Annotated in this window: 16 protein-coding genes and 1 pseudogene; 6 read left to right on the top strand and 11 right to left on the bottom strand. The window is 35.5% G+C overall.

Annotated features, from left to right (window positions below; genetic code table 11):
- Positions 1 to 17 precede the first annotated feature (17 nt).
- Together MHB65_RS23470 and MHB65_RS23465 are read left to right on the top strand one after the other, a co-directional pair.
- Positions 18 to 903, top strand: a pseudogene (locus MHB65_RS23470) (AraC family transcriptional regulator).
- A gap of 96 nt (positions 904 to 999) precedes the next feature.
- Positions 1000 to 1158, top strand: coding sequence for a DUF1540 domain-containing protein (locus tag MHB65_RS23465; protein ID WP_004231699.1), 159 nt, complete (start codon positions 1000 to 1002; stop codon positions 1156 to 1158).
- 627 nt (positions 1159 to 1785) lie between these two features.
- On the opposite strand, the gene MHB65_RS23460 is transcribed toward MHB65_RS23465, so the two are convergent.
- Both MHB65_RS23460 and MHB65_RS23455 read right to left on the bottom strand, forming a co-directional pair.
- On the bottom strand, positions 1786 to 2028 hold the full coding sequence (locus MHB65_RS23460) for a group-specific protein (RefSeq protein WP_342441914.1): 243 nt from the start codon (positions 2026 to 2028) through the stop codon (positions 1786 to 1788).
- Between the two features lie 73 nt (positions 2029 to 2101).
- Positions 2102 to 3439 carry a PLP-dependent aminotransferase family protein gene (locus tag MHB65_RS23455; RefSeq protein WP_342441913.1) on the bottom strand — a complete coding sequence of 446 codons (1338 nt, stop codon included), beginning with the start codon at positions 3437 to 3439 and terminating at the stop codon, positions 2102 to 2104.
- A 118-nt stretch (positions 3440 to 3557) separates the two neighbouring features.
- Here MHB65_RS23455 and MHB65_RS23450 point away from each other — a divergent pair, with 118 nt between their 5' ends.
- Entirely contained in the window at positions 3558 to 4469 is a 912-nt protein-coding gene (locus tag MHB65_RS23450) for a DMT family transporter (RefSeq protein ID WP_342441912.1), read from the top strand.
- A complete protein-coding gene (locus MHB65_RS23445; protein WP_342441911.1) occupies positions 4466 to 5320 on the top strand; it encodes a DMT family transporter in 855 nt (284 codons plus the stop codon). The genes MHB65_RS23450 and MHB65_RS23445 overlap by 4 nt, the downstream gene beginning before the upstream one ends.
- Positions 5321 to 5359: 39 nt before the next feature.
- Here MHB65_RS23445 and MHB65_RS23440 read toward each other — a convergent pair whose 3' ends face one another.
- The 6 genes from MHB65_RS23440 to MHB65_RS23415 all read right to left on the bottom strand — a co-directional run bounded on the left by MHB65_RS23440 (position 5360) and on the right by MHB65_RS23415 (position 10093).
- Entirely contained in the window at positions 5360 to 5539 is a 180-nt protein-coding gene (locus MHB65_RS23440; protein WP_342441910.1) for an ATP-binding protein, read from the bottom strand.
- 243 nt (positions 5540 to 5782) lie between these two features.
- Complete coding sequence (locus MHB65_RS23435) at positions 5783 to 6985, bottom strand: MFS transporter (RefSeq protein WP_342443785.1); 1203 nt, start codon at positions 6983 to 6985, stop codon at positions 5783 to 5785.
- A 12-nt stretch (positions 6986 to 6997) separates the two neighbouring features.
- On the bottom strand, positions 6998 to 7237 hold the full coding sequence (locus MHB65_RS23430; protein WP_342441909.1) for a hypothetical protein: 240 nt from the start codon (positions 7235 to 7237) through the stop codon (positions 6998 to 7000).
- Between the two features lie 46 nt (positions 7238 to 7283).
- Positions 7284 to 8060 (bottom strand): ABC transporter ATP-binding protein, encoded by a 777-nt coding sequence (locus tag MHB65_RS23425; RefSeq protein WP_342441908.1) that lies wholly within the window; start codon positions 8058 to 8060, stop codon positions 7284 to 7286.
- 1 nt (position 8061) lies between these two features.
- Complete coding sequence (locus tag MHB65_RS23420) at positions 8062 to 9120, bottom strand: iron ABC transporter permease (RefSeq protein ID WP_342441907.1); 1059 nt, start codon at positions 9118 to 9120, stop codon at positions 8062 to 8064.
- Entirely contained in the window at positions 9107 to 10093 is a 987-nt protein-coding gene (locus MHB65_RS23415) for an ABC transporter substrate-binding protein (protein WP_342441906.1), read from the bottom strand. The genes MHB65_RS23420 and MHB65_RS23415 overlap by 14 nt, the downstream gene beginning before the upstream one ends.
- A gap of 130 nt (positions 10094 to 10223) precedes the next feature.
- On the opposite strand from MHB65_RS23415, the gene MHB65_RS23410 reads away from it, so the two are divergent.
- Both MHB65_RS23410 and MHB65_RS23405 read left to right on the top strand, forming a co-directional pair.
- Entirely contained in the window at positions 10224 to 10871 is a 648-nt protein-coding gene (locus tag MHB65_RS23410) for a TetR/AcrR family transcriptional regulator (protein WP_036128686.1), read from the top strand.
- Between the two features lie 239 nt (positions 10872 to 11110).
- Positions 11111 to 11758, top strand: coding sequence for a phosphoribulokinase (locus MHB65_RS23405; protein ID WP_342441905.1), 648 nt, complete (start codon positions 11111 to 11113; stop codon positions 11756 to 11758).
- A 42-nt stretch (positions 11759 to 11800) separates the two neighbouring features.
- On the opposite strand, the gene MHB65_RS23400 is transcribed toward MHB65_RS23405, so the two are convergent.
- The 3 genes from MHB65_RS23400 to MHB65_RS23390 form a co-directional block, all read right to left on the bottom strand.
- Entirely contained in the window at positions 11801 to 12448 is a 648-nt protein-coding gene (locus MHB65_RS23400) for an SIMPL domain-containing protein (RefSeq protein ID WP_342441904.1), read from the bottom strand.
- A 47-nt stretch (positions 12449 to 12495) separates the two neighbouring features.
- Positions 12496 to 13122: a DUF2238 domain-containing protein gene (locus MHB65_RS23395; protein ID WP_205446025.1), complete on the bottom strand. Its 627-nt coding sequence runs from the start codon at positions 13120 to 13122 to the stop codon at positions 12496 to 12498.
- A 108-nt stretch (positions 13123 to 13230) separates the two neighbouring features.
- Positions 13231 to 13533, bottom strand: a complete 303-nt coding sequence (locus tag MHB65_RS23390; RefSeq protein WP_205446024.1) for a DUF1805 domain-containing protein — start codon at positions 13531 to 13533, stop codon at positions 13231 to 13233.
- Positions 13534 to 13543: the final 10 nt, after the last annotated feature.

Here is a 13543-nt window from a genome sequence, read left to right as displayed (position 1 = left end):
AAGATGAGGTGAGTAACATGGAGTATAGTCAGGCAACACAAAGAACTATTGCCTATATCGAGGAGCAATTGATGGAACAAATTTCACTTGAATGTCTTCCTAATACTGCTGGCTATTCGAAGTACCATCTAAGTCGTATTTTTAAGCAAGAAACGGGAGTTACGATTGGTGAATACATTCGTATACGCCGGCTAGCCATGGCTGCGAGTTATTTGATGTACTCTAATGAATCGATATTAAAGATTGCATTTACACTTCAGTTTCAATCACAAGAAGCTTTTACAAGAGCCTTTAAAGAAGTTTATGCTGTACCACCAGGGAAGTACCGAAAATTGATGCAATCACTAAATATGTTGGAGGAGGAAAATTACATGGAAACAGTTGAACAGGTTCAAGGTTGGATGTTGAGTGGAGCGAATCCAGAATTATATAAATTTCATACAGATGACAAGGTGTTTCATTCAGGGAAGCGTTCAGGCGGTATTGTATTCCACAACTGCATCAGCAAATCAGGGGCAATTCGGTACGATGATGCAGGGCTTTCAGGCAACTAACTATAAAGGAAAGCGCTTGAAAATGTCATGCTATTTAAAGACGGCAGACGCTACAAAGTGTGGTGCATGGATGCGTATTGACAATGGTACGGGTGATACCATTCAATTTGATAATATGAATCAGCGTTCTGTGACAGGTTCTACTGAATGGAATCACTATTCTATTGTCTTAGACGTACCTGAAGAAGGTGACTCCATTTATTTTGGTGTGTTATTAATTGGTTCGGGTAAGGTATGGGCAGATGGTTTTCGATTTGAGGAGGTTGACGACAAGGTACCCTCTACAAATATGCTTACACAAGAACATTTATCGAATTATCCAACTAATCTAGACTTTAGTATGGAGTAAATCAGACAGCACTAACTAAATCGTGAGATGACTTTTTTGAATTACGTATTGATTACCTCGAATTTGTTAAAGATAACAAAGAGGAGGTGTGAGACAATGGCACAAGAAATTCTTTGTGAAGTCAATAACTGCACATTTTGGGATTCTGGTAACAAATGCACAGCCGAAAAAATTTATGTTGTCAGCCAAAAGGGACAACATGCTTCCAACAGTGAAGAAACAGACTGTAAAACATTCGAACCTGAAACGCACTAATGTAAAAGGGTAGCCATAAATATGGTTACCCTTTTCATGTTGTTGAAAAAAAATCATGTCACTAGCAGAAAAAGATATTTTAGCAAGATGAAGGGGTGATTTCCGTTCCGCCAGCGTCCTTTCCAGGGGGCGTCCGATGAGCCGCTTCACTCACTGCGTTCGCTCCAGGGTCTCCTCTGTGACGCTAAATCCCCTAGGAGTGACGCTGGCTCCACTCCAATCAACCATTTTGCAAAATGTCTTTACCTTTTTCATACTAGCATAGCAATCAAATAGCCCAATAACTGTATTCTTAGGGGATAGACCCTTTATTTTCAATGTGGAGAAGTGATGCGTGACATATAAAGAGTAGTGAAAACCTTCACTTTATTTGAAAACCATTGTTAAAAAGTTAAATATTTATTGGTTGGAGTGGAGGGCTACTTGACTCCCGTGGGATAGCGAGACAGGCGAAACCCAGCACGGAGCGGTAGCGGAGGAAGCGATTCGGCGCTCGCCCACAGGAAAGCAAGTAGCCTGCAACGGAAATCTGTTTTCACCTTTCACAAAAATTCTATTGATGGTATTGTTTTTCAACACTATGAAAAGGGTAGCCATAAATATGGTTACCCTTTTTCCCTTTCTTTATTAATAAATATCCACCTTTTCTTTGTTAAATAAAAGAGCATGTGCATTTTTTACTTTTTCTTCTACATAATCTAACGAGTATTTACCAACGGAATCCGTTAAATCACCAATTGCGCGAGATAAATTATCGATGATTGGAATAACTTTGTGCAATTCAATGCAGTCTTTGTCTTTGTGCATCTCATCCATGATTTCATAAGCAAGACGCTGAATTTTTCTTAATCGTAATTTTTCAGCTTGCATTGTATCCCCCTTATAGAAGCATTTAAGATGTCTCATTATATGAGCTACAATAAGGTTTCATGAATGCTATTCTTTAGAAGTAATGTTTAGGGCTATGAAGGGCTAGCGCTATTTCCCTTATGCCAGCATCAATTTTGGATTCTTCTACATTCGATACATTTATTTTTAAAATACGTTCATGATAAAATACATCTAAATAATTGCGGTTTATAGGATCCAGCAAAATATTTTGTTGTACCAAATGTTGAATAAGCTTATTAGTATTCACCTGCCTCGGTAGAACGATATGGCTATGCATACAGATTTCCTTAGAGGATGAATACTCTGCCAGATGAGTTGCTATAGATTGCTGAAGTTGATTCGCTCGGCTTGCATAAGCTTCACTGACTTTCTTTTGATAACGCTCAAACATGCCACTTTTCAAGTAAAGCTCTAATGCAGCCTGAGAAATCATGGAGCTATCAATATCAGTGGTATTTTTATACTGTTGAAAGGTATTAATCAAAACATTTGGTAAAACGGCAAGTCCAATACGTAAGCCAGGAAACATAATTTTAGAAAAGCTTTTTAAATAGATAACATGCTGCTGTGTATCATCTGTATAGATGGGATCTATTTTCGAATTTTGCTCGAAATCCGCTAAATAATCATCTTCAACAATGTAAACATTATATTGATAAGCAAGTTTACGGATTAGATCCTTTGTCTTTTTGCTATAAGATGTACCTAGAGGATTGTGCAGGCGCGGCATCGTGTAAAAAAACTTTATGTCATGTTTGCTGAAAATGCTTTCTAATTCATGTAAATCAATGCCATCCGTTGTTCTTTTGATGCCGATTGCTGGTATTCCATAGGTTTTTAAATAATCCATATATAAATGGTAACTAGGTTGTTCCACTAAAATGGTTGAGCGACCATTTGGAAATGGCATAATACTTAGCAAAGACAAGGATTGCTGGACGCCAGAAGTAATGAAAATATTATCTTTCTTTGTAAACAGTTGATAACTTGTTAATAATTTTTTTGCTTCCTCTATTAATGAAGGTAGGCCTTTTGGTGTTCCATATCTAAATAAATCTGCTTGGTATGTGTCGATGGCTTTGTTAATACAATGCTGAAAATCTTGGTATGGAAAAGCATGCCAACTGGGTGATGATGTAGCAAAATCTATGTAATTTTTCATTTTCGGTTGGATGGGCAGCTGATGATCGACAACATAGTAGCCACTTTTAGGCAATGCATAGATAAGATGCTGATTCTCCAGTTTTTTTAAAGATGTTAAAATCGTACTCTTACTACAGGAAAATTGCTGTGATAACTGGCGAATAGAAGGAAGTTTTGCACCTGCATGAAGAGAGCCTGTTTGGATTTGAGTCAGGAGCTGAGAATAAATCCATTCATATTTAAGCATATATAACCTCCAGCACATCTGTATCGGTACAGATGTGTTTTTTTCATATCGTCAATGTGTTCTCTTTTTAATACGATAACAATACCGGCCGGAATGATTTGAGAAGGAGCATTATCGTATGTCAGAAAAAAGAAAATCCTATATAGCAGCGATTTCGTATGCATTTATCATTGGCCTTTCATTCATGTTTGTGAAAATTACATTAACAGTGGCGAGTCCAATTGATACATTAGCACATCGCTTTACGTTTGCCTTCATCGGTATTGTTATTTTAATGGTCTTTACGAAAAATAAGCTAACAATAAAAAAATATGATGTACTAAAAATTTTACCGTTAGCCATATTGTATCCCATTGTTTTTTTCACTTTTCAAGTGCTTGGGCTTGCTAGAATTTCCTCTTCTGAAGCTGGAATTATTCAAGCAACGATTCCTATTTTTACATTAGCACTAGCAGGTTTATTGTTAAAGGAAAAAGCTACTCGTGGACAGCTTGTCTTCATTAGTTTATCTGTACTTGGAGTTATCTACATGCTAATTATGAATGGAGCCAATGCGACTACAGGAAATGTCATCGGCAGTGGATTCATTTTGCTTTCAGCCCTTGCTGCGTCGCTTTATAACGTGTTTGCAAGAAGGCTTACAAAGCAATATTCATTACTGACCTTAACGTACGTGATGACATTATGTGGATTTGTCATTTTTAATGGGATGGCTCTTGGAAATCATTTGGTGAATGGTACAATCAATGAATTTTTTCAGCCATTAACACATGTTGATTTTGTCATCGCGATTTTATATTTAGGGCTATTATCTTCGCTCGGTACGTCCTATTTATCCAATTATGCGTTATCTAAATTAGAAGCTTCCCAAATGAGTGTCTTTAGCAACTTTGCTACGCTCATTACAATACTTGCAGGCGTTTTGATTTTACAGGAAGTCTTTCACCTTTATCACTTTATTGGTGGAATCCTCATCATTATTGGCGTCATAGGAACAAATTATTTTGGGCATAGGAAGGTAGTGCAATGAGAAAATACAGCCTTTTGCTATTAATAAGTTGTATATGGGGCTCTCAATTTTTCTTCGTAGCATTAGTTACGAATGATGTGGGAGCTGTTACTTTATCTTTGTTAAAAGCTTTAATCGGTGCAATCTGCTTAAGTATCATGAGTTTATTTTTGAAAAGAGAAAACTACTTAGCAAATAGTAAATTATACATTGGGATTGCCATTTTTGAAGTAGTGATTCCCTTCGTCCTCATTGCGCAAGGTCAAAAATATGTATCCAGTAGTATTGCGTCTATGCTCATAGCAATGGTCCCGATTATTACGTTAGTCCTCTTTGTTTTTTTCTTTAACAAAAAAGTTAGTCCGTTTCAAACGGTTAGCATTCTATTAGGCTTTTTGGGGATCATCATTCTTTCTTGGCCAACACAAGGGATGGGTGGTTCAGGCACAGTACTAGGGAATGTGCTGCTACTATTAGCAGCATGGAGCTTTGCATTTTCGTTAATTTTAATGGAGAAGTTAGAGGATGGTTCACCAATCGTTCATATGAGAAATATTTTAGGAATTGCCACCGCTTTGTTATTACCAATGGCGTTTATTTTTGAACAACCTTTACAATTAGGCATGACCGGTATACAGCTTGGTGCCGTTGCCATTTTAGGCATTTTCCACACGGCGATCGTTTACATGCTATATAATCTCTTGATTTCGAAAGAGGGCGCTTTATTTGCATCTTTTAGTAATTACGTAGTTCCTGTAATTGGCGTATTGCTTGGCTATTTTATTTTGAAGGAACCATTATTTATCCAACATTTTATAGGAATATGTATTATTCTTTGTGCACTCTTGTTATCAAAAGAGCGAGCATTTTAGTATCAAAACAAGTCACCTTAAAGTGTGTGTGGTGATTTGTTACTTTTTCGGAAGTGTAATGGTCAAAGTAGTCCCCTTGGCAAACTCACTTTCTATAGAGGTCGTGCCTCTATGTGATTGGACAAGGCTATAAACAATTGCCATACCTACTCCAGTGCCTTCTGAAGAAGTATCTGTTGTTGTTCTGCGATAATACTGTTGGAATAGTTTATCCTGCATATCGAGAGTCGTACTGCTCCGCAATCATTAATGCTGATAGCAAATAGTGAATCATCAGATATCACAGTTAAATTAAAGGGATTAAAGATAGAAAAAAATACTAAGGACTCAATAGAGGGGAGAATTGGGGGAGCAGAAAATAGGGTAGAGTTAAAAAATAAGGCAGGAATAATGAATGTGAAATAATAGAAATGTATGACAAGCTCGAAATAATTCAGAGTTTGTCATACAAAATAGTATATTTTAATGTTGCTTTATTTTTATTTTTAAAATCAATTTATGATAAAGTGACAAAATTATATAGGCTATCATAGAAAACAGTCCAATGACAATTAAACTTACAGTGAAAGCATGAATATAATTTAAGAAAGAAGCGCTCTCTAAACTTGTTCCTAAATAATAAGAAAATACTATACTAATACCTGCGACTGCTAAGGAATTTGCTAAATACATAAAGGTTGTAAATAGACCAGCAGCAACCCCCATATGAATCTTTGGAATGTTACCCAATATGGCATTTGCTAAAGGTGTTGTAGCAAGACCAAGTCCAAGACCATAGACGAATAAAAGGATTATTGCATCCGTTCTGAGTAAATTATATTGCTTCATCCATAAGAAAAGGACAAGTAAAAAAGTACACATACTCATACATAATGCACCCATTTTTAAAACAATAAAACCATATTTATTAATAATTTTTGAAGAAACAATGGACGTTAAAAAAAATCCAATTCCTATTGGTAGAAAAACTAAGCTCGTTTCTCCTGTATCATACTCTAGACCATATTGTAAAAAGTAACTAAGGATAAAGAAAAAGGCAAACATACTTAAGTAAATAGACAGCACAGAACAAATGCCAAATACAAAAGGGCGATGCTTAAATAAACTTAGGTCTACGAGAGGTGACTGTTGAAGTTTTTGCTTAAATCGCTCAAGATAAATGAACAAAATAAGTACAACAAATGAAAGCAGTAGACAGCTAAAAATCCAAGTTTGCCATCCTTGTTGTTGGACTTCGGATAAAGGATAAATAAGTAGAAATATACTAACCATTAATAAAATTGAACCCATCCAATCAATATGATTGGATTTCTTATCCGTCGACTCCGGTATAAAAGGGAGCAAAAGGAGTACTAGCATGCCAATTGGAACATTGAAAAAAAATACAGTTCGCCAACCGCCGTTAAATAGATTCCAATGAACTAATAATCCTCCTAATATTAAGCCAAAGGTAAAGGCTACTCCAATGACAGCACCATACAAGCCGAAAGCTAAATTTTTTTCTCTAGGCGGAAAAATTTCCTGGATTGTTGATAAAACTTGAGGCTGAATAAGGGCTGCGGCTAAGCCTTGAACAAATCGAATCCCAACTAATAGCAATGGGCTTGAAAGAATTCCTCCTAGGAAAGCAGTAAGGGTAAAGAACAATACGCCAATCCATAATATTTTTTTTCTACCTTAAATATCACCTAGTTTGCCTCCAATTATTAAAGCAGTTGCAAGGCCAACCGAATAGCCTGAAAATATTAATTGAGCGTGAGAAAACGATATATGCAAGTCGTTTTGAATTGCAGGTAATGCAATTTGTATCATGTAAGTATTTAAGGAGATTAATAATGTTGGAAGTAATATCACAGCTAATGCCAACCATCTATATGAATAGAACGTGCTTGATTTTTCTGATGAAATTGGATTCATAGATACTCCCTCCTTTTAATTGATTGGTTGTCAGTCAAAAATAACTTTAGTGATTTGGTAAAGCTGGATGATACGCGACGACTATATTTTTCGTATCATTATTTTGATAGATACAACAGTCAACCTCATAAACTTCTTTTACTAATGCAGGTGTTAGTAGCTTCTCGGGCTTGCCATGTGTTAGTATTCGACCATTTTTTAATACATATAGATATTCGCAATACATAGCAGCAATAGATAGATCATGTAATGCGGCCAGTGTACCAATTTGTAATGATTGCACTAGTGATAAAATTTGAATTTGATATTTAATGTCTAGGTGATTTGTAGGTTCATCCAAAATTAGAAACTTTGGTTCTTGAGCTAAGGCACGTGCAAGAATGACACGTTGTTTTTCACCACCAGAAAGGTAAGAAAAATGTTTTAAAGCATAATGCTCTAAGTTTACTTTTCGTAATATGTTATCCACAAGTTCAATATCATTTTTTGTATCTGATTCCAACATTTTTTTATGTGGTGTTCTACCCATCATCACCATATCACGTACAGTAAAGTCAAAATTGGAGTTGTTAAATTGCCCAACGACCCCCATTTTTTTCGCGATTTCTTTTGGAGAGGATTTAACAATATCTATATCATCTAAAAAAATCTTGCCACTAGTGGGTTTTATGACTTTATAAATGTTTTTTAATAGGGTGGATTTTCCACAACCATTCGGTCCAATAATGCCAACAAATTGTCCCTCTTTCACCTTTAGCGAAATACTTTTGATTATTTCAACATCAGATACTGTGAATGAAACGTTTTCCACATCTAATTCCATATTAGTTACCCCCAAAACCATATTTCTTTTTTATTAACATGTGCATAAATACTGGGGCACCTAATAATGAGGTCACGATGCCAATTGGTAATTCGCTGTTAGGAATGATTGACCTTGCTAATAAATCTGTCCATATTAAAAAGATGGCCCCTACTAAAATAACAATAGGTAGTAGTTGGTGATGATTCGAACCTGTAAAGATGCGTACAATATGTGGGATAATAAGCCCAACAAAGCCAATGATTCCACAAGTTGAAACTATAATGCCTGTCAAAGCAGCAGAAATAACTAAAAATACTTTTCGATAAGTATTTATATTAATACCTAATGTCATAGCAGCATCATCTCCCATAAGCATTGCATTCATAATCCGCCATTGAGAGAGGAAAAATACAGCTATAATAATAATACTAGTAGCAATTAAAGGCAGGTCATCCCAATCAGCAGTGGCCAAACTCCCCATTGTCCAAAATGATACAGAACGTACACCTTCCGCATCCTTCGCAAAATATATAAATAGATTAGATAGAGCTGTAAATAGTGCATTGACAACAGTTCCGGCTAGAATAAGTTTAATAACAGACATTTTTTCTCCAATGCTTGATAGCAGCAAGACTAGAAAAGTTGCCAATAAAGCACCTAGGAATGCCCAAATCATTAAATTTGATTCTCCAAAAAGGCTGAACTGATATCCTAAGATAATAGAGAATGTTGCACCTAGTGAAGCACCTGAAGAGATACCAAGTAAATAAGGATCTGCAAGTGGATTCTGAATGGTTGCTTGCATCACACTACCACAAAGTGCCAAACCACTCCCAACGAATAGTGCTAATAAAACTCTAGGAAAACGAATTTGCCAAATGATTTCGAGTGTCATTTTAGAAATAGTTGTATCTATATGACCTATATTTATTCCTGTAATTTGATATAAAACAATTTTGCAAGAATCAAGAAAGGGTATACTGACTTGTCCTATGGAAACAGAAGCAATTATTGAAAGGAAAACTAGCACTATCAAAAATAGAAGTAGGGTAAAAAAAGAAAATTTACTTTTGAGCATTTTTTATCACCCCAGGGTGGATAAATTCAGCAATCTCAATGCCACCATTTATAGCCCCTGTATATTCTACGGCCATAACTTCATTATTTTGAATGGCTTTTACAGTTCGAAGCTTTTTATCATTCATTAAATTATTTTTTGTCTTTTCTTGATTAGGCTCTTGGAATTCTGTGATGATAATTTTATCTGGATTTGCTGCAATAATTGCCTCTATTGAAAGTTCAATATAGTCTTCTTTCGAAAGTTCTAAATATGTAGCTCCAGCACCTTCAATCATCTCGTCAATCATGGCCCATTTTGGTGAGAAGTAGAAATACTTTCCTCTAGCTCCACTTATCAATAGAACAGTAGGCTTTTCCTTAGAATCTTTAACTTTAGAAGTAATGGCATCTATGCGTGTTTGTTGTTCAGTCAGATATTTATTTGTTTTATCTTCTATATTAAAAACCTTCCCGAATGTTTGAATTTCCTCAAAGTAAATATCTATACTACGTCCTATTGTAAAGTTGGTAGAAGAAACAACAGGAATTCCACGGTTGTTCCAAGATGGAATACTTCCAATTAATTCCTCACGAAATGCAGAAGCAATAGAGTAGATTAAATCAGGTTCTAAAGCCATGATAGCCTCCTTAGATGGCCACATTTCACTAACTAAAGGTAGTTTTTCAATCCCATCTTTGTAGTTTGAATTTGTTAAATCACTATATGCAAATCCAACGACTTTTTCTTGCTGTCCAAACTTAACTATTAACTCTGGGACAGCTGAACCGATGACCATCACTTTCTCTGGTGCATTGGGGATAGTCTGAGAGATTTTCTTTCCTTCATATGTGTAAGTATCTAGTGTTAATGGATAGTTTCCACTAATAGTTGTATTGTCTTTTTTCTCAGAAATAGTTTCCTGTGATTGTGCACAACCTAAAATCAGCAATAGAAGTGTGAAACCTAATAGAGAAAGGGTCTTTTTTAACATTTAAATCCTCCTAAAAATTAGTATTTGACTGACAGTCACTCAATAATGTTTCACAATATTTCTTCTCACTCTGATAATTTGACTAGTTATTAGTCAAATGCTTAAATGAAAAAAGGGGGTAGTTCAGAAAATGATTAGAGTAACAAAAAGTGCATCAGAACGACGAAATGAGATTTTAGATACAGCAGAGTCTCTTTTTAGTGAAAAAGGTTATGAAAAAACCTCAACTACTGATATAACCAAAAAGATGGGAGTAGCACAGGGAACGCTGTACTATTACTTTAAATCCAAAGAAGCATTGGCAAATGCATTAATTGATAGGCAACTTAAAGGAATAAAGCAAGAATTTACAGAAGTCATCTATAATGAGACACTTACGGCGTATGAGAAAATTGCATGGATTTTTGTTTATGAGCTCGATGATCCAACAGGCCATGTCGAAATCTTTAAATATTTACAACATGATAGTAATGCTACTCTGCGTCAAATATTACATGTACAAACAATTTGTCAGTTTACGCCACTCCTAACAGATTTAAATATACAAGGCAATAAAGAGGGGCTCTTTCACATTGAAAATCCAACGCTAGTAGCAGAATTTTTTCTATCGACAATCCATCATTGGGTAGATTCATCGTTATTTAAATGGAATAAAGATGAGCGTATTGCTAGAATTAAAGCCATTCAATCTACATTCGAGCATTTATTCGGAGTCCCTCATGGAAAATTTGATTTATCCCTCCTAAGACAAACTGTGAAAGTTAAATTTAATTATTGAGTGAAAGCATCTTAAATGATAATCAATATCAATTAAGATGCTTTTATTATAATTATTGACTGACAACCTGTCAAATTGTTTTTATTAGATTGAATCTACAAATGATATGAAGTTAACGCATAAAATTTTGGAAATGGAAACTTCTAAGTATAGTAGCTGTTTGTTATTATTTTTAAAGTACAGCAAGTATGATGCAAATTTTCTATCATACTTTTTTAATTAGGGAGGACAACAATACGATGGAGAACATTTTCCAAGAAATATTAGAATTGATCAAATTTGCGGATAAAAGGATTGTAATCGGTATTTCAGGTCATGGGGCTGCTGGAAAAACAACGTTTGCTCAAAGACTTATACATGCTTTAGATCAAGATGAAGTGAATTATATGAATACTGATCCGTATATTGTGGATTCGGATATTCGCAAACAAACAATGCTTGATTATACATATCAAAATGAGCATCATCGTTTTAAAATGACGGCTTGTCATCCCGCTGCTCATCATCTGCCATCATTGGAGCGAGATGTTCAGATGATAAGAGCAGGACTCGATTTAATGACAATCGATACCCATTATATGAAAAGCACATTAATTTCTTCAAAAAAACAGATCACGATAGTAGAAGGAATGTGTGTAGCATTTATAGATCCGGAGTTATTGGATTTAAAGATTTATTTTTATACGGATGGGGCTACAGAGCTTAAGAGAAGATCGGGGCGTGATGTGCTTGAAAGAGGGACAGATATAAATTATATAAAACAATCACATGATGAGCGACGTATTCAATATGAATTATTTATGCATCCATATTGCCAATATTTTGATATGGTTATTAAAACACAGGATGATGAAATCTTTATTGAAAAAAATATACTTGTAAAATAAACAAGAGCCTTCCGCTATTTGACTAGTGGAAGGCTCCTAACTTTAGTATTGAAATTTTACACGAACAGTAGCATCAATAGCAATTTGTCCCTGTTCTATAGGCGTAACTCCCGAGGAAACAGCCATAGAGCGATAAAGTATCGGTGTGTTAGCCTGCTCTTCCACAATTTCTATGGGAAGTGGTTGCAAAGGCAGGTGCATCGTTTCTGCTATTGTTTTCGCCTTCAATTGAGCATTCTGTAGCGCTAAACTTAATGCTTGCTGATAATAAGCATCGGTATGGTCCATTTTGAACTGAATGTTGGCAATTCGATTGGCCCCATTTTCTACAGCTGTATCAATGATTAAGCCCAAATTATTGTTATTCGCTACGTTGACGGAAATCGCATTGACTACTTCATAGCCATTAAAAATTTGTTTGCCATCTTCAAAATTATATAGTGGTGTGATCCTATAACTAGCAGTTTGAATTTGATCTCTTGGAATACCAAGTGCAATGAGTGATTGTATAACTTGATTCATAATCGTCGCATTTTCCTGTTGAGGACCTTGTACATTGTTGCCCTGTGTTTGGACTTCAATTTGTATTTGTGTAGAGCTAGGGGTAGCCATTACCTGTCCATTCCCGGTTACAGTCATAGTACGTGATGGATGATGATGTGCTTGTTGATTGACCTGTGCATAGTACATCTAATACCACCTTTCATAGGTTATATAATCATGCTATGCAAAAACATTTATGACTTGTTTAGTTTCTTTAAAAATTTGTCATGGAGCTTTGTGAATAAAAGTAAAGTTAAAATAGTTCCGAGCAAGGCCAAAAACATGTCCCATTGTGCATCCCATCGATCTCCTTGCATTCCTAAAAAATCCTTTGCTCCTTTACTACCCTTCGAGATTCTTGTACTTAACCATTCAATGATTTCATAAAAAGCAGCAATTGCGAGCAGAATACTGATTGTAATACCTGTAAGCCAAGCTCCTTTTACAAGTGGTGTTTTCCTAATTAGTATTTCCCTTATTACGATGGCTAGTAAACCTTTTAAAAAATGGCCAAAGCGATCATAGTGATTACGTTGTAAATGAAATTCTTCTTTTATCCAATTAAAAAGAGGGACTTCCGAATAGGTATAATGCCCACCTATAAAAGTAAGGATCGACAATAGAGCAATGATGATATAAGAAAATGTGGTGAAACGGAACTTATGATAGATACAAACAACGACTGTTATTGCCACAATTCCTGGACTAACTTCAGCTAGCCAATCTAAATAGGAGGATGGTTTTATAACAGACCAGATGAAAACAATTAAAACGATAATAAGTAAGATGACGTGTATTTTAAAATGTTGCCTCGTAGTCATAACAACAACTCCCTTTGTTCCACAGTATGGGAGATGGGGAATTTGCTTATTCAATATCGGTTTGTGGACAAAAAGAAAAGCGTCTAGTTGACGCTTTTTTCTAGCCAATTAGATCATTTTTAAAAGCGCCTCTACGCCAGTCATTCCTTCGGTAATACCAAGCTGCTCTGCTTCATATGTTACGGATTCTAATGGAGCTGTTAATAGCTCATCAATCGTTTTTACGCCTACTGCACGACCAGCAATAATTCTACGATCAACTAAGCGACTATTTAATAGGCCTACATCTAAAGCGCCACACATAATGTAGCCTGTATCATTAGAAATGGTTAGTAATGTTGTTTTAGGTAATTGAACAACTACTGCTGTGAAGAAATGCCCTTTAATCATAATAGGTTCAATTGTCACCATTGAAATCACT

It is taken from the genome of Lysinibacillus sp. FSL K6-0075 (genome assembly GCF_038592945.1).
GTDB classification, from domain to species: Bacteria; Bacillota; Bacilli; order Bacillales_A; family Planococcaceae; genus Lysinibacillus; species Lysinibacillus fusiformis_F.
This window is presented reverse-complemented; position numbering and strand designations above follow the sequence as displayed.

What these genes read in the sequence shown, in the direction of transcription:
- MHB65_RS23465 (WP_004231699.1), top strand. Translation starts at nt 1,000, where the DNA reads ATGGCACAAGAAATTCTTTGTGAAGTCAATAACTGCACATTTTGGGAT.
- MHB65_RS23460 (WP_342441914.1), bottom strand. Translation starts at nt 2,028, where the DNA reads ATGCAAGCTGAAAAATTACGATTAAGAAAAATTCAGCGTCTTGCTTAT.
- MHB65_RS23455 (WP_342441913.1), bottom strand. Translation starts at nt 3,439, where the DNA reads ATGCTTAAATATGAATGGATTTATTCTCAGCTCCTGACTCAAATCCAA.
- MHB65_RS23450 (WP_342441912.1), top strand. Translation starts at nt 3,558, where the DNA reads ATGTCAGAAAAAAGAAAATCCTATATAGCAGCGATTTCGTATGCATTT.
- MHB65_RS23445 (WP_342441911.1), top strand. Translation starts at nt 4,466, where the DNA reads ATGAGAAAATACAGCCTTTTGCTATTAATAAGTTGTATATGGGGCTCT.
- MHB65_RS23440 (WP_342441910.1), bottom strand. Translation starts at nt 5,539, where the DNA reads ATGCAGGATAAACTATTCCAACAGTATTATCGCAGAACAACAACAGAT.
- MHB65_RS23430 (WP_342441909.1), bottom strand. Translation starts at nt 7,237, where the DNA reads ATGAATCCAATTTCATCAGAAAAATCAAGCACGTTCTATTCATATAGA.
- MHB65_RS23425 (WP_342441908.1), bottom strand. Translation starts at nt 8,060, where the DNA reads ATGGAATTAGATGTGGAAAACGTTTCATTCACAGTATCTGATGTTGAA.
- MHB65_RS23420 (WP_342441907.1), bottom strand. Translation starts at nt 9,120, where the DNA reads ATGCTCAAAAGTAAATTTTCTTTTTTTACCCTACTTCTATTTTTGATA.
- MHB65_RS23415 (WP_342441906.1), bottom strand. Translation starts at nt 10,093, where the DNA reads ATGTTAAAAAAGACCCTTTCTCTATTAGGTTTCACACTTCTATTGCTG.
- MHB65_RS23410 (WP_036128686.1), top strand. Translation starts at nt 10,224, where the DNA reads ATGATTAGAGTAACAAAAAGTGCATCAGAACGACGAAATGAGATTTTA.
- MHB65_RS23405 (WP_342441905.1), top strand. Translation starts at nt 11,111, where the DNA reads ATGGAGAACATTTTCCAAGAAATATTAGAATTGATCAAATTTGCGGAT.
- MHB65_RS23400 (WP_342441904.1), bottom strand. Translation starts at nt 12,448, where the DNA reads ATGTACTATGCACAGGTCAATCAACAAGCACATCATCATCCATCACGT.
- MHB65_RS23395 (WP_205446025.1), bottom strand. Translation starts at nt 13,122, where the DNA reads ATGACTACGAGGCAACATTTTAAAATACACGTCATCTTACTTATTATC.
- MHB65_RS23390 (WP_205446024.1), bottom strand. Translation starts at nt 13,533, where the DNA reads ATGGTGACAATTGAACCTATTATGATTAAAGGGCATTTCTTCACAGCA.